This is a genomic window from Desulfoluna sp. CYM3A, assembly GCF_056829965.1.
Genome location: NZ_CP186556.1, coordinates 4020518 through 4036009, shown reverse-complemented (window position 1 = coordinate 4036009; position 15492 = coordinate 4020518). Strand labels below are relative to the sequence as shown.

General features: G+C 50.1%; 12 protein-coding genes. 8 read left to right on the top strand and 4 right to left on the bottom strand.

Translation table 11 applies throughout. The annotated features are described in order from the left end of the window. The first annotated feature begins 153 nt into the window (after positions 1–153). From ACOYW1_RS20460 to ACOYW1_RS20440, 5 genes are all read left to right on the top strand, one after another. A complete protein-coding gene (locus ACOYW1_RS20460) occupies positions 154–996 on the top strand; it encodes a MerR family transcriptional regulator (protein WP_482419513.1) in 843 nt (280 codons plus the stop codon). Between the two features lie 97 nt (positions 997–1093). After that, a complete protein-coding gene (locus tag ACOYW1_RS20455) occupies positions 1094–2215 on the top strand; it encodes an agmatine deiminase family protein (RefSeq protein WP_482419512.1) in 1122 nt (373 codons plus the stop codon). A 571-nt stretch (positions 2216–2786) separates the two neighbouring features. Continuing rightward, positions 2787–5150 carry an arylsulfatase gene (locus ACOYW1_RS20450; protein ID WP_482419511.1) on the top strand — a complete coding sequence of 788 codons (2364 nt, stop codon included), beginning with the start codon at positions 2787–2789 and terminating at the stop codon, positions 5148–5150. 365 nt (positions 5151–5515) lie between these two features. Continuing rightward, complete coding sequence (locus ACOYW1_RS20445) at positions 5516–7039, top strand: phospholipase D-like domain-containing protein (protein ID WP_482419510.1); 1524 nt, start codon at positions 5516–5518, stop codon at positions 7037–7039. A gap of 101 nt (positions 7040–7140) precedes the next feature. Further along, complete coding sequence (locus ACOYW1_RS20440; protein ID WP_482423783.1) at positions 7141–7350, top strand: DUF4389 domain-containing protein; 210 nt, start codon at positions 7141–7143, stop codon at positions 7348–7350. A gap of 1222 nt (positions 7351–8572) precedes the next feature. On the opposite strand, the gene ACOYW1_RS20435 is transcribed toward ACOYW1_RS20440, so the two are convergent. Next, entirely contained in the window at positions 8573–8953 is a 381-nt protein-coding gene (locus ACOYW1_RS20435; protein ID WP_482419509.1) for a hypothetical protein, read from the bottom strand. Positions 8954–9144: 191 nt separating this feature from the next. On the opposite strand from ACOYW1_RS20435, the gene ACOYW1_RS20430 reads away from it, so the two are divergent. Together ACOYW1_RS20430 and ACOYW1_RS20425 are read left to right on the top strand one after the other, a co-directional pair. Next, the gene (locus tag ACOYW1_RS20430; protein WP_482419508.1) at positions 9145–9447 is read left to right on the top strand and encodes a hypothetical protein; all 303 of its coding nucleotides are present in this window, start codon (positions 9145–9147) and stop codon (positions 9445–9447) included. A gap of 419 nt (positions 9448–9866) precedes the next feature. Then, entirely contained in the window at positions 9867–10310 is a 444-nt protein-coding gene (locus tag ACOYW1_RS20425) for a DUF4389 domain-containing protein (protein ID WP_482419507.1), read from the top strand. A 1318-nt stretch (positions 10311–11628) separates the two neighbouring features. Here ACOYW1_RS20425 and ACOYW1_RS20420 read toward each other — a convergent pair. After that, on the bottom strand, positions 11629–11901 hold the full coding sequence (locus ACOYW1_RS20420; protein WP_482419506.1) for a hypothetical protein: 273 nt from the start codon (positions 11899–11901) through the stop codon (positions 11629–11631). A 1526-nt stretch (positions 11902–13427) separates the two neighbouring features. Between ACOYW1_RS20420 and ACOYW1_RS20415 the strand changes: the two genes are divergently transcribed. Continuing rightward, complete coding sequence (locus ACOYW1_RS20415) at positions 13428–13724, top strand: hypothetical protein (RefSeq protein ID WP_482419505.1); 297 nt, start codon at positions 13428–13430, stop codon at positions 13722–13724. A gap of 381 nt (positions 13725–14105) precedes the next feature. Here the strand turns inward: ACOYW1_RS20415 and ACOYW1_RS20410 are convergent, their stop codons facing one another. Together ACOYW1_RS20410 and ACOYW1_RS20405 are read right to left on the bottom strand one after the other, a co-directional pair. Next, a complete protein-coding gene (locus ACOYW1_RS20410) occupies positions 14106–14501 on the bottom strand; it encodes a hypothetical protein (RefSeq protein ID WP_482419504.1) in 396 nt (131 codons plus the stop codon). A 511-nt stretch (positions 14502–15012) separates the two neighbouring features. Next, on the bottom strand, positions 15013–15156 hold the full coding sequence (locus tag ACOYW1_RS20405; protein ID WP_482419503.1) for a hypothetical protein: 144 nt from the start codon (positions 15154–15156) through the stop codon (positions 15013–15015). Positions 15157–15492: the final 336 nt, after the last annotated feature.

Below are 15492 nucleotides of genomic sequence, written 5' to 3'. Positions count from 1 at the left end.
TTTGTCCTTGACCTTGACATGGTGTGAACCTTTAGGGTGCTATGAAAGGCAGAGGGGCCTGTTATCATGGGTTGATTTATCAGGTTCGCCTGGGTGGGCCCATGGAATGGGGGCTCAAAATGATATGGAAATGCTTCAAGGGAGCTGCCCTGTATGTACAAAATAAGCCATTTTTCAAAACAGACCAAATTATCGCCCCGAATGCTCAGGCATTACGACAGCATTGGCTTGTTGCAGCCGCAGCATGTGGATGAGGAGACAGGGTACCGGTATTACGCAGAGACCCAGTTTCAAGATGCCATGGAGATCATTCGGCTGAAGCGCTTCGGATTTTCCTTAGATCAGATAAAGGGGCTCCTTGAAAACCATGACCCGGAGTATTTCCGAAGCATGCTGCGTATGCAGATCCGGACGTCGGATCAGCTCCTCAGGGAAGGGAGCTCGATCATCGATGAGATGGAGCAGCTTCTCAGCCAGGGGGATGATGTGCTGGGCAGGATGGTCCAGGCTGAGGCCTACGGCATGTATACCGGGGTGGAGCCGGAGCGGTATGTCCTCCGAACACGAGCCGTCATGGCCGAAGACGAGATGGACGAAACCGTTGAGAACCTGCACGAGGACGCCGAAAACAGGGGGCTGTTCCCGTACAACCTGTCGGGGGCTGTGTACCATGGCGAAGACCATGACCGGAATGCCGTGGACGTGGAGGTGTTCGTCCCGGTCAGGAACAAAACGGGGGAGCCGCAACCATCGGGCAGCAACCCGTGGCCGGAGCACCAGTTGGCTGTCATCCCCTCCCACACCGTGGTCATGACCCTTCACACAGGACGGTATGACGACATCGGGTTTGCCTGGCATGCCATCGAAACATGGATCGAGCAGTCGGATTACAAACAATCCGGCAGCCCTTATGAGGTCTTTCTTCGCTCAACGGAATCGGCCGTTTCGGAGCACGAGTATGTAACCAGGGTCTGTTACCCCGTTGAAACATCATGACGGATTGCAAAGGGGCATAAATCCGAAACGCTTTCATTAGAGGCCTGAAGCAAAGCCGACCTGACATGGTCGCGGAAACACACAAAGGAAAAACATCATGTTATCACGACGTAACTTTATCAAATGGACGATGATCGCCGGAGGAAGCCTGTTCCTCCCGACATTTCAAATCAAGACCTCCAACGCCATGGATGTCAAGGGCTGGTATATGCCCGAAGAGGGGGAGCCCCACACGCGGACCTGGTTGGCCTTTATCGCCAGCCGGGACATCTGGTCAAGAAAGCAGATCCCCGAGGTTCAGCGCAACCTGGCAACCATCGCCAAGACCATCGCCACATATGAACCGGTCTCCATGCTTGTGAGGAAGCAGGACATGGGCAGAGCAAAAGAGCTTATTGGCGGCCCCAATGATAACAACTACCCCATCGAGCTGATCGAATTCGATATGAATGATCTGTGGATACGCGATACAGGGCCCATCTTTGTGGTGAACGGGAAGGGGCAAAAATCGGCCGTTAATTTCAACTTTAACGGCTGGGGAGAAGATCAGGACTATGAACGTGACGCAAAGGTCGCTGACTTTGTGGCCAAAAAGGCGGGGGTGAGCATTGTCCGGTCCAATGTGGTGATGGAGGGGGGCTGTTTCGAAGTGGACGGTCAAGGTACCGCCATCATGACAGAGAGCTGTATTCTCAACGACAACCGGAACCCGAGCAAAAGCAAAAAAGAAGTTGAAGACGAGTTAAAAAAGCTGCTCGGGCTGAGAAAAATTATCTGGCTCAAAGGCATTAAAGGCAGAGATATCACGGACGGTCACACCGATTTTTATGCCCGTTTTGCAAGGCCCGGTGTGCTGGTGGTGAGCCGCGATTCAGACAAAGCCTCCTATGACTATCGGGTCACACGGGAAAACATCGACATCCTCAAAGCCTCCACCGATGCCGATGGCAACCCATTTGAAATGATTATTCTTGATACACCGTGGGATATCAATACGAGGTACGGAACAAAAAGTTTTGCGGCCGGTTACGTGGGGTACTACGCGTGCAATGGTGCCATTGTCATGCAGAAATTCGGGGACAAAAAAGCCGACCGCGTGGCCAGGGAAAAAATAGCAAAGGCGTTTCCCCATCACCGCATTGAACAGATCTCCATTGACGGCATCGCCAGCGGGGGCGGAAGCATCCACTGCGCCACCCAGCAGGAGCCAAAGGCCTGAAAGGGGCGCTGAACATCATAAAGGCAGGTGGCGGAAAGGCCATGTCGGCACGCCCTTTATGCACTGTGCATGAAAGGGGAACCAAAAAAGGGGAGGGGCGGAATCATCCTTTGCAGAACCAAAGGAGAAACGTCCTTCCGCTTTTATTTTAGGTGGCCGGCGTTCTGACTGAACCAGGATCTGTTTGATTTTTCGTCAAAATCTGTCATTATATTCGGTGTTTCATCATCGGTGAGACCCTCAACTCTGTCCCCTTCGGCCCCTCCCCCATAAGTTCTCGTCGAAAAACCGGGCCACGTCCCTCGCACATTCAATACCCAGCCATACCAAGTCTCTTTATCACTCAGCATCGCCTTGCAGGTTTTTTCCTGTTTCGAGGCGTTCAATTTTCCGCAATCGCGACCCCGCAGAGGTGTCCGGGCGCGCCATGCCAACCGTCGCGGGCGCTTCTTGGCTGATTGCAAGCGCAATGGAGGATTCAGGTGAGGGAATCCTTGCTTCGGATCTGTGAGTGTGGGAATCAGCATTCCCGCCACGACGTTGACACGCTACAAACACAGGAGGACAGTTCATGAGATATTCGGTTATCACCATACTCTGTATGACCTTGACACTGTTTGCCGGTTTGACCACCCAGGCTTCAGCGCGGGAGGCCCTTGACCGCACGGTCCTGCCAATTCAGGAACCGAAAAGGTCAACCTACAGCGAACTCGATGTGCGTAACGTGGAAACACCACCCCTGTTTGAGGTCAAGGCCCCCGAAAAAGCCCCCAACATCGTCATCGTGCTCATCGACGACATCGGCTTCGGTGGCCCCAGCACCTTCGGCGGCCCTATTCAGACACCGACCCTGGACATGCTCGCCGCAGAGGGCATCACCTACAACAACTTCCATACCACGGCCCTCTGCTCGCCCACGAGGAATGCCCTTAAAACCGGGCGCAACCACCACACCGCCAACACCGGGTCCATCATGGAATCCTCAACGGGGTTTCCCGGGAACACCGGGCAGGTGCCCAACAGCGTTGCACCGCTTGCCGAGATGCTTCGCCTTAACGGGTACAGTACGGGGGCCTTTGGTAAGTGGCATGAAACCGCTGCCTGGGAGACAAGCGTCTCCGGCCCCTTTGACCGCTGGCCCACCCATCAGGGGTTTGACAAGTTTTATGGTTTTATCGGGGGGGAGACGGATCAGTGGTATCCGCTGATCTACGATGGGGTCATCAAGGTGACGCCGCCGAAGACGGAGAACTACCACTTTACGGTTGATATGACCAACCAGGCCATCCAGTGGGTAAAGGCCCAGCAGTCCATGACCCCGGACAAGCCCTTCCTCATCTACTTTGCCACCGGCGCGGTTCACGCACCGCACCATGTTCCCAAGGAGTGGATCAAAAAGTACAAGGGCAAGTTCGACGAGGGCTGGGACAAAATTCGCGAAAAAACCATGGCCCGGCAGAAAAAGATGGGGATAATTCCTTCCAACACCAAATTACCTCCCAAACCCAAGGACATCAAAGACTGGGATGACCTCACCGACGACGAGAAGCGCCTGTTCACCCGTCAGGCAGAGGTGTTTGCCGGATTCCTGGAGCAGACCGACCACGAAGTGGGTCGCCTCATTGCTGCCATCGAAGAAATTGACGAGATGGACAACACGCTGATTTTCTACATTGCCGGTGACAACGGCACGAGCGCCGAGGGCGGTTTTGTGGGCATGTACAACGAAATGACCTACTTCAACAATGTCACGGAGAAGGTTGAAGACCTGCTCCCCCTCATCGACGAGTGGGGCGGCCCGCAGACCTTCCCGCACATGGCAGCCGGGTGGGCCGTTGCCTTTGATTCACCCTTTATGTGGACGAAGCAGGTGGCCTCGGACTTCGGTGGCACCCGCAACGGCATGACCGTCCACTGGCCGAACGGCATCAAGGAGAAGGGCGGATTACGCCGCCAGTTTTCCCACGTCATCGACATTGCGCCGACCATTCTCGAAGCGGCCGGACTTCCCGAGCCCAAGAGCGTGAACGGCACGCCTCAAACGCCCATGGAAGGCACGAGCATGCTGTACTCGTTCAATGATGCAGGCGCCAAAGAGCGGCACACCACTCAGTACTTCGAGATGTTCGGCAACAGGGCTATCTATCATGAAGGCTGGTTCGCGCGGACGATTCATCGTGCGCCCTGGCAGACCGTGGATATGCCTCCCCTGGAGTCGGACACCTGGGAGCTGTTCAACGTTCAAAGGGACTTCAGCCTTGCGAAGAACCTGGCTGACAAATACCCGAAGAAGGTTGCCGAGCTGGAGGCACTGTTCATGAAGGAGGCTGAAAAATACCACGCCCTGCCCATTGATGACCGGGTGATTGAACGGATGAACCCTGCCATTGCAGGCCGACCGGATATCCTGGGCGACCGGATGACACTGACGCTCTACCCCGGAATGGACGGTATGCTGGAGAACACCTTTATGAATGTGAAGAACCGCTCCAAGACAATCACGGCCAAGGTCGCCATCCCCAAAGGCGGAGCAAATGGCGTGATCCTTGCCCAGGGCGGACGCTTCGGGGGCTGGTCCCTTTACATGAAAGACGGCAAGCCAATCTACACCTACAACTTTTTGGGGCTTGAGCGATATACCGTGGAATCCAAAAAGGCAATCCCCGAGGGAGAAGCCACGATTTTACTCGATTTCGTCTACGACGGCGGCGGGCTCGGCAAGGGCGGCAAGGCGACTCTCTCCGTCAACGGAAAGGCTGTGGCCAATGGCCGCATAGAAAAGACCCAGCCCTTGATTTTCTCCGCCGATGAAACGGCTGACGTCGGTCTGGACAACCAGACACCGGTGGCCGAAGATATCGGCATCGGGCGCGAAGAGACCCGTTTTACCGGAGAAATCCATAAGATCACCCTTGCGGTGAAAGATGTGAAGTAGCCCTTGGCATGATGCAGTAAAAGCGAAAGGGGCCGGGATGGCGGTTGCATTGCCGGGCTCGGCCCCGGAGCGCTGAATGACAAATCAAGATACCATGAAAAAGGGTGGGGCAATGGCCAAAGCTCCACCCTTTTTCTCGTATTTTCTTATGTTGACATGGTTAGAATAATAAATTATCCCTGTTTGATTGAAACGATAGCATTTAAAGACAGGCAATTCCTTGAATTCAAGTACTCTCAACGGGGGTTCGACGTACCATGGCCAGTTCCTTTCCCAGGTGTTTTCGGTTATCACTTCTCGCGATTTTGCTTCTTTCTCATTTTGCTGTGTCCGCCGCGTGTGCGGAGACACCGCACCTTGATGCCGTGGAAGCCCAGCTTCGGCAGCTTGCCCCCGGTTCGGAAGGCACGGTCTGGAAGCGCACAGACGGCAACCTCATTGCCGGGCATGGCGTTGGCGGCAGCCATTGGCTGCTGCAGTCTCCCGATTGCTGGGGACAGGGGGATTGCTCCGGCGCCACCGGTGCCCAGAGGCTTGCCGATGCCATCCGCAGCGATATCGCGGCAGCCCTTGAATGGGTGGATATCATCACCCTGGTCACCTACCCGGACGGCATGTTCCAGGAAGCTATCGTAAGCGGCCTCAAAGAGGCCCTTACCCACAACCCGGATATCACCATTCGCGTCCTGGGGGGCACACCCCCTGTCATGGGAAGTGTGGATACGGGCTTGACCGAAACCGCCTCCAACTACATGGATCGCTTAAAAGCGGATCTGGGGTCTTCTGCGGACAACGCCCGCATCATCGTGGCCGGTGTTGAGACCAGCTGGCTCTACTCCTGGAATCACGCCAAAATAGTCGCCGTGGACGGCAAAACAGTCATTACAGGTGGCCACAATCTCTGGGAAGGTGCCTATGCAGGCGGCCCGAACCCGGTGAGCGATGTCAGCATGCGTTTAACGGGTCCTGCCGCCGAATCGGCCCACACCTTTGCCGACCTGCTCTGGGATTTTGCCGAGACCTGGAGCCAGGACTGGTGGTCACGCCTTTTCTACGTGGAGGTTGTCAAAGGAGAGGGATTCAACTCCATAACTCGGTTTCCCACTCCCCACGAGGTCTCCGCCTCACAGGCCGAAGGAGACACCCCTGTCCTGGCCTTGGGCGGCCTGGGGTTCGGCATGGACGTTCCCGGCGGCACGGCAGGTGGCCTTGAGCCTGCCAATGACAGTGAGGCGACCTGCTCCAGGCTTCACACCGATTACGTAAACAATGACGCGGAATACAGCGTGGCAAACCCCGAGGAGGCAGGCCTGCGGGCCCTGATCGCAAGCGCCACGGAAAGCGTCTTCATCTCCCAGCAGGATTTGCTTGCCGTGTGTGCACCCCCGGTGTCCAACTCCTGTTACGATGCCAGATTGTTTGATATACTTGCCGACAAGCTGATTCGGGAGATCCCCGTAAAAATCGTTGTCAGCTCCCCCGGAGCCAAGCAGAGCCTGGCTGCTCCCTATTCAAACATGGATCAGATGACCGACATCACCGACATCCTGATTCGAAAAGTCCGGGCCCGGGCAGATGTGGACCAAACCACCGCCGAAGAGATCATTTGCCACAGCCTGCAGCTTGCCCCCATACGCATCGCAGACAACGTCGACACCTGGGCAAATGGAAGGGGCATTGCAAACCACGCCAAAGTCATCTGCGTGGATGACGCTGCCTTCTACATCGGTTCAAAAAACCTCTACCCCGCCACACTGCAGGACTTTGGCTTCATCGTCGAGGACAGTAAGGCCGCCGCCGACTTTAAAAAAGAGTATCTGGATGTGATCTGGGACGCGTCAAAACATGCCGCCATCGTAGATTTTGAAGAGGGTGTCTGTAACTTCTAACAATAAGCACGGATAACGGACGAAGGAGAACTCCATGGAAACAAAATCAGACAGTGACAGCAGCCGCGTAGCCCAGGGCATTGGCAACTTTGTCCACGCTGGTGTTCTGGATCGCATCACGGGTCGTCCTGGCCATCGTTGTGGTCCTTGCCCTGTTCCAGTTGATCTGCAGCCTGGTAACCCGCAGCCCCAATGACAAAATCATGCGGTTCGGGAAAAATCTTGGGGTTTATCTGTCCCAGATTGTCGATTTTCTGACCTACAATACGGACCAAAAGCCGTGGCCGTTTCAGGATTGGCCTCGGTATTGACCTGTCGATATGGGAGGGATCGACACCTTTTGATGGGCGATAAAACGGTTACGCGTGACCGGTGGGGTGGAAATGTAGGGTGCGCTTGCGCACCGCCGAAGCACGGAAACAATCATGAAAACCGATGCGTGTGCACGTCCCTTGCAGCCAGTAGCCATAGCAAAGGGTGTTGATTTACCGGGCAAATGGTGTGGCAAACACCACGGGGTGCCGCGTGGCCTGTGGTGTGAGGTAGGGTGCGCCGTGCGCACCGCCCAACGTCCCGAAAAACAATAAATATTAACCCGCGAAAACGTCTTGAGTCAAGGGGTGGGAGGTAGGTGGCTTGCGTTGCAGTGAAAGATGCGCAAGCTCACCCTGCCTTTTATAAGGGGCAATACCATCAGCTTCAGGCCCCTCTTTTTGGTCAACACCCCTCGCCGATGAAAACGGCAAGATATAGAATCTCCTATAACTCCAACGAGCAATCGGTTAGGCGCCCGGCCGATGGCATCTACCTCTGCCCATCCTGCAGGGCTAAACATCGGCACCCGGAGAGGTTTGAGCTGAGTAGACTCAAACTGAGATGTCAGGAATTTTACAAATGATCACCGGAACCACGAAGCCCACGTAGGATGGGCAAAGCGAAGCGTGCCCATCTTTTGTTTTGGAATACCACCGGCTCTCGATCTTTTGGAATTAGGTACATATAGCCAGCCCTTTAGGTTGCCTCGTTCGATTTTTGGTCTTTTGAACCTCTTGGTGTCGGTACTGTTTTATAACCGAAAATGATCAATATCTGAAATATAAGGTGTGTAGGTCTGATCACGGTCCAATAAGGGGCGCCAAGTTAATAACCTGCGCCCCTTATGTTCATGCGTAATGCTAAGCTGCACTTAATCGTCCACGTTTTCGAAAATTATAACATCAACTGTATTACCAAATGCATTGGAGAATTTTTTGCGACCCTTGATTATGTAATAAGCCGTTCTCTCAAGCGCCGAATTCTGCGCGTAATATTTATTGTCTTTCTGTTGATCAGCGAATTGGTACATGCCGTTGGGGCGTGACATGTATATTACATACTTGCCTACTATATTAGATACTTTAAAATATCTGTCTTCTTTTACTAACTATTAGACGCTTTTTTGCTTTTTCGAAAGTTATTCTGCCATCATTCAGGCCCTGAAAAAGAAGCAAAACACCTGGTACGTATCCTCCTAACCCCAAGGAGTCTGCTTTATCAAGATTTTTTTCCTTTTTCCTTTTGCCACGCTGCTTCTCTTCGTTCTTGTTGCAAGTTTTTTCTCCTTGCACTCTCAGCTTCCTTTTGTTGCTCTTGATTTGCCCTGAAGTTGTTAACAGATCTGCAGATGTCATTTGCTAAGAGTTGCAACTTCTCGTGTTGCTCTGGTGTTGTGTCTTTTCCTCGGTTATATATGGCGCTTATAGGCTCACATACAGTGGAAGAAGTTCTGTGGCTATTTTCTAATAAGATATCTTTACTTGTTTGCATAAAAACATGCATCTTGTTTCGTGGAATAGCATATTTTTTAAAAGAAATCCAACCATATTTAATATAAAGTTCGTTTAACGACTCTTTTTTGCCGTCATAATTTTTCAAAAATTCAACCAACTCTTTATCGGTTGGGTAAGAACTTTCTTTGGCAACACTTGCAAACGGAAAAGAAATGCAACATATAAAAGCCAAGCAAATAAGCAGTGATTTTTTTCTGATTGAGAATCTCCTTACTATTGATAAATATCCAGTTACACACTTTAGATAATAATTTGAATACCCTTTGGTAAATTTGAATGTCCCATCCTTATCAAACAGTTGTTGCGGAGACGTTGCAAATTGTCGAAGAATATTTTGAGCGTGCTAAGTCCAAAATGGTTGCTCACAACTCTTCTGTGTTTAACCTATTAGAAAATACAAAACATATCTCCTGCCTTTTTCCGGTATTTTTATCTGGTAGAAGCCTGTGCGGGGGGATATGCCAAGGATGCATCAGAAACAAATTTCTGACTTTGACCTTGGACACACTTCTTGGAAAAAGCTTGCCGGTTTTTTATCCTTATATTGATGCAAAATCTCATGTTATGTTTTTTGCTTGAAAAAAGCATTGTATACGAAATGATCTCGTGAGATTAAATCTCGTTACCCCTTTCAACCAGCATGCTCCCCACAATAAATGCACCTTAGTCATACGCCTCAAAATCCTATTTTTCAATTTAGAAAAACTAACAACCCTGGAGAGAGAACATTGTGCAATGCAAAAAATTTGCTGAAAGGATTGATTCGTTTTTTTGGGGAGCACGAACGCACCTTCTACATCGGTTCAAAAAACCTGTACCCGCAACATTGCAGGACTTTGGCTTCACCGTCGAGGACAGCAAAGCCGCCGCCGACTTAAGAAAGAGTATATGGATGTGATTTGGAGTGCGTCAAAACATGCAAGAGCCGTGGTTGATTTTGAAGAGGGTGTCTGTAACTTCTAACAATAAGCACGGAATACCAATCAAAGGAGAACTCCATGGAAACAAAATCAGACAGTGACAGCAGCCGCGTAGCCCAGGGCATTCGGGCTCTGTTCATGCTCGCGTTCTGGATCGCATCACGGGTCGTCCTGGCCATCGTTGTGGTCCTTGCCCTGTTCCAGTTGATCTGCAGCCTGGTAACCCGCAGCCCCAATGACAAAATCATGCGGTTCGGGAAAAATCTTGGGGCCTTCTTCTCACCATCTCGATTTCCTGACCTACAACACGGACCAGAAGCCGTGGCCGTTAAGGATCGCCTCGGTATTGACCTGTCGATGTGGGAGGGGATCGACACCTTGATGGGCGATAGAACGGTTACGCGTGACCGGTGGGGTGGAAATGTAGGGTGCGCTTGCGCACCGCCGAAGCACGGAAACAATCATGAAAACCGAAGCGTTTGCACGTCCCTTGCCACCGATAGGCATGGCAAAGGGTGTTGATTTACCGAGCAAATGGTGCTCAAGACCACCCTGCGGGGTGACGCGTGGCCGACGGTGTAGGGGAGGTTGGGTAGGGTGCGCCGTGCGCACCGCCCAACGTCCCGAAAAACAGCAAATATTAACCCGCGAAAAACGTCTTGAGGCAGTGGGTGAGAGGCAGTGGCTTGCGTTGCGGTAAAAGGTGCGAAAGCTCACCCTGCTTATTATGAGGGGCAATACCATCAGCTTCAGGCCCCTCTTTTTGGTCAACACCCCTCGCCGATGAAAACGGCAAGATATAGAATCTCCGATGCCTCGAATCTGAGCAATCGGTTAGGTGCCCGTCCAATGGGCACGGCACCATCTCTGCCCATCCTACAGGGCTAAAAATATATCCACCGGAAAAGGTTTGAGCTAAGTAGCATTTCAAACTGAGTCGTCAGGAATTTAACAAGCGATCACCAGAACCACGAAGCCCACGTAGGATGGGCAAAGCTGAACGTGTCCATCTTTGTTTGGAGCACCACCGGCTCTCTATTTTTTCGGAATATAGGTACATATAGCCAGCCCTTTAGGTTGCCTCGTTCGATTTTTGGTCTTTTGAACCTCTTGGTATAGGCACTGTTTTATAATCGAAAATGATCAGGAAGATCCCAAATATCAGGTGTGTAGGTCCGATCATCGTCCAAATAAGGGGCGCCAAGTTAATAACCTGCGCCCCTTATATTCATGCGTAATGTTGGGCTATACTTAATCGTCCACTTTTTCGAAAATTATAACATCAACTGTATTACCAAAGGCATTGGAGAATTTTTTGCGACCCTTGATTATGTAATAAGCCGGTTCCTCAAGTGCCGAATTCTGCGCGTAATATTTATTGTCTTTGTTTATTAGGGCTAATTGGTACATGCCGTTGGGGCGTGACATGTATATTACATACTTGCCTACTATATTAGATACTTTAAAATATCTGTCTTCTCTTTTGCTTACTATTAGGTATTTTTTTGCTTCTTCGAAGGTTATTCTGCCGTCGTTAAGGCCTTGAAAGAAGCGAAACCCCTGGTATGTATCCTTTTAAATTCATTGATGCTGCTTATCAAGGTTTTTTTGCTTTTCCTTTTGCCACGCTGCTTCTTTTCGTTCTTGTTCAAGTCTCTGTTTTTCTTCCCGTTTTTTTTCTCTGGCTAATTCAGCTTCTCTTCCTGCTGTTGTTTCAGTAGGTAGTTATTGACCTCCCTGCATATATCATTTGCCAAAATTTCCAATTTCTTACTTTGCTCAGGTGTTAATTCAAATTCTTCCGCGATAAACCGAGGTTTCTGGCTTGCATGCGCCTGGCTCATAACGGTTTTCTGTTATAACGTAGTTCTGGTAGCGAACAAAAGCCTGGAAAGATCTTCCTCACGTCATAGTAGTTTTTTGATAAAAATTCACCATCCAAACCATACTTGATAAACATATCATTCAGTGAATCTAATGATGGTTTGAAGTTTTTTATGGATTCGATTAATTCATTGTCATTTAGCCCCGAACTTTCTTCGGCAACACTTGCAAACGGAAAAGAAATGCAACATATAAAAGCCAAGCAAATAAGCAGTGATTTTTTTCTCATTGAGAATCTCCTTACTATTGATAAATATCCAGTTACACACTTTTCAATAAAAATTTGAATACCCTTTGGTAAATTTGAATGTCCCATCCTTATCAAACAGTTGTTGCCAGAGGGGGACGGTTCCAATATATTCAGAAGAATATTTTGAGCGTGCTAAGTCCAAAATGGTTGCTCACAACTCTTCTGTGTTTAACCTGTACCGAAAATACAAAACATATCTCCTGCCTTTTTCCGGTATTTTTATCTGGTAGAAGCCTGTGCGGGGGGATATGCCAAGGATGCATCAGAAACAAAATTCTGACTTTGACCTTGGACACACTTCTTCCAAAAAGCTGCCGGTTTTTTATCCTTATGTTCATGCAAAATCTCATGTTATGTTTTTTGCTTGAAAAAAGTATTGTATACGAAATGATCTCGTGAGATTAAATCTAGTTACCCCTTTCAACCAGCATGCTCCCCACAATAAATGCACCTTAGTCATACGCCTCAAAATCCTATTTTTCAATTTAGAAAAACTAACAACCCTGGAGAGAGAACATTGTGCAATGCAAAAAAATTGCTGAAAGGATTGATTCGTTTTTTTGGGGAGCACGAACGCACCTTCTTATGGGGAGTGTTCACGTTTATCCGATCTGTTACTCAAACACGAATCGGTGGGGAGACTTGCTGACAGAATAATGGCGGGATTTGGTATAACTTGAAAGGCAGTTAGCGGCACAGAGCTGAAAAGTGACTGTATGCTGGAAGTGGGGGAGAATTGGACTGAGAATTCATCCAAATTAGGTGTGAAATGGATAACACTTAGATTTAACGATAAAAAACTATTGACACATCAAAAAGATGAATTTAGGGTGGGACGTAATCACTAGTGATTGCGGAGATCATGGAGTTCAAGATGCAGCCCGACAGGATGTGCGACCATCCTGCCAGGCCTGACCAGAGCAACCTTCAAAGGAGGTCGTCATGGCTAAGCGGTTTTTTACATCACGCCCCGATCCATTTCAAGACGTTTTTTCCTCGCAACGCGGTAACCCCCGCCCCTTCTACCAACGCTATTGTCGTTTCAAATGGCCCATGAACACACGCATTTTTGCCTGACGGGCTGAATAACGCCTTTCGGGATTCCTGCGTGGTGCCGGACAGCCCTGTCCCTTGTGGCCGTGGCCGGTTTATCTCCTTTTTTATTTCCCGAAGGTGCATCCTTATTCTGCCTGTTTCAGGCCCGGTTTCAGGGTGGTCTTCTACTCGTTTCGAGTGACGGCCGTCCTGTAAAAAAATGCCTCTCGTGGCTCGCTGACCAGTATTTCGTGCGGTTTTATCTGGGCAAGGCACCACAGGTGCCCTTTTCTCAGCTTGCCTTGCCCGGGCACGAGTGTTGGTGCGCCTTTGCCTCTTCTGCATGTTTGGGCGATACGGCGTGCCGTGGCGTGAGGAGGGAAGGGGGGAAAGGACTGGGGGAGGCCCGCCCGGGCTTCTCCCAGATCCTTCTCTATCCTTCATGTGTAACCCGGATAAAGGAGATCACCATGGCCTCTTTGGATACCCAGACCGGCTCCGGCATGTTTGCAGGGTCGGAAATCTCGGAGCTTTGCGACTCCATCAAAGATGTTCACAGGCTTTTGTCTTCAGTGGGGGCGTTTTACATCGAGTTGGAACAGGCCGAGGCACCGGGCGGCAACGGCCTTCAGATCGATTTTAAAAAGTGGGGGATCCGAACCATCACCGAGGATTTGCTGGCCCGGCAGTATGAAAAGATTGATCGGATCATGGCCATTTATAAAGAAGAGCAGGAGAAGATGAAGGGGGTGAATGTGGGGATGTGATTTTTTATGAGTGACGGTTGATTGCCGGTGGCCGGGGATTTAGAGGGGACGATTGGTGGGGGGAATCGTTGCATTTGATGGGCACGGCGCCAAGGGTTTTGTTGCTCGGGTGGGTGTCGATTTGCCTTTGCCCATCCTACGGGTGACGCGGGTATGAAGGGTATCGTGATGGTTTTTGCCTTTATGCCATTGGCCCTTCGCCGTTGTGATGGCAATGCGTGAGAGTTTGTTGTTCGGTCAGGGTGACGCTGCCGTTATTACGGGTGACGGGGATGAAGGAGGCGGCGGGCTACACTTGACGATGGAACGGAGCCGTTGGTTGGGCGAATTGTCGTTGTGGCTTTTTGAATGATGAAAAATCCCGTGGCAGCGTTCCCCCTGTCATTGTATAGTCGAAAGAATGATGTCAGGCGTGTTGTCGTGTGTTCGGAACCCCATGGTCAGGAATTTATTTTCGGGAAGCTGTTTGTGAAAAAAGGCAAGGTCCTCAGTTAATCGCGGGAACTCTTTTTTGAACATTCTGGCGTAGGCCGTGAACCTGTCTCCTTTGATAATTTTTATGCGCTGAGTGTCTTCAAAGAGCATACCTTTTGCATGGATCATCCAGAGATCGCCTGTTGGGGTTGTTTCATCGATTACGTCGGGTGTGAGGGTGAAGACTTTGTTGTGGAACTCTTCGGCGGAGGAGAACGCAAATAAGAAAAAATCCTTGGATTTTTCCCTTGTTGCTTCAGAACCTGTAAGGATTTTTTCATCGTTGAGGGTTAAGAAGAACATCTCATTCTTGTCGTTTTTTGAATGATAATAAATTGTGTTTTTCGAAATGTTTTGGGCGACTTTACGTAGTGATCCGGAATAAATGCTGACAGACCGAAAAATTCAATCCGGGTCACGGACTCTTTCCGATCGTTTTTCGACTCCACGGATACAATATCGGCCTTATAGAAATATTCTGGGTAGACCCACTGGAAGGGTGAGGATCGGTAATGTGAGAAATCTGAAAGGGTGCCATCCAGAGCAAAGGCACAGGTGGCAAATAATGAGATGAGGCATAGGGACTAATAAAACATTTTTTCATGGGGGCTCTCCGTATAGGCGTGTACCTGTTAACGTTGGCATGCTCCCAACTCGATTTGAATGGCATGTTTCCACTGCCATAGACGAACCGTTTCACAAGAACTGAATACCAAATCTTTATTAATGCCGTAGCGTTGATTCATTACGGTGAATACGTAGCCTACGACCCACCCGTAACCGGGTCTGGAGCTAAGGGGCCTTGGGACGTGTTTCATGGCGTGCGAACAGGAATGGATAGAGGCGAGAGCTTCGGCCAGGGTGTCTCCTGCCGATCACACCAAGCATTTGCATCTGTTTTTTCCCCTGTGAGCATTTCCCAAATTTGAGCACATTTTTCTTTTTCTTCAAAAGTCATAGATGTGGATTCCTGTTTGTTAGGAATTACTTTTCTAAGGCTATGTGTGTTTGGTTTTTGTTGGTAAATTTAATGATTGCGGGGAGGTGATTGGTGAGGCTTTAATGATAGATACTCTGTGTGATGCTCGTTGTCAAATTCATTGTAGAGTAATGAAGATTGGCTGGTATGCTGCTAAGAGTGATGCAGGCATGTACCTTTCATGTGGGGTCGGTAGGAACGTCGGCCTGTTAGCTGATAAGATTTGCAGATTTTTCGGTGATTCGCGGTGCGCACGGCGCACCCTACGAGGTATCGTGACCTGAGTTGATTGTAGTTGGGGGCGTAGAGTGCGAC

Coding starts and splice junctions, on each gene's coding strand:
- ACOYW1_RS20460 (WP_482419513.1), top strand. CDS start 154: ATGTACAAAATAAGCCATTTTTCAAAACAGACCAAATTATCGCCCCGA.
- ACOYW1_RS20455 (WP_482419512.1), top strand. CDS start 1,094: ATGTTATCACGACGTAACTTTATCAAATGGACGATGATCGCCGGAGGA.
- ACOYW1_RS20450 (WP_482419511.1), top strand. CDS start 2,787: ATGAGATATTCGGTTATCACCATACTCTGTATGACCTTGACACTGTTT.
- ACOYW1_RS20430 (WP_482419508.1), top strand. CDS start 9,145: ATGTCCCATCCTTATCAAACAGTTGTTGCGGAGACGTTGCAAATTGTC.
- ACOYW1_RS20425 (WP_482419507.1), top strand. CDS start 9,867: ATGGAAACAAAATCAGACAGTGACAGCAGCCGCGTAGCCCAGGGCATT.
- ACOYW1_RS20420 (WP_482419506.1), bottom strand. CDS start 11,901: ATGAGAAAAAAATCACTGCTTATTTGCTTGGCTTTTATATGTTGCATT.
- ACOYW1_RS20415 (WP_482419505.1), top strand. CDS start 13,428: ATGGCCTCTTTGGATACCCAGACCGGCTCCGGCATGTTTGCAGGGTCG.
- ACOYW1_RS20410 (WP_482419504.1), bottom strand. CDS start 14,501: ATGTTCTTCTTAACCCTCAACGATGAAAAAATCCTTACAGGTTCTGAA.
- ACOYW1_RS20405 (WP_482419503.1), bottom strand. CDS start 15,156: ATGACTTTTGAAGAAAAAGAAAAATGTGCTCAAATTTGGGAAATGCTC.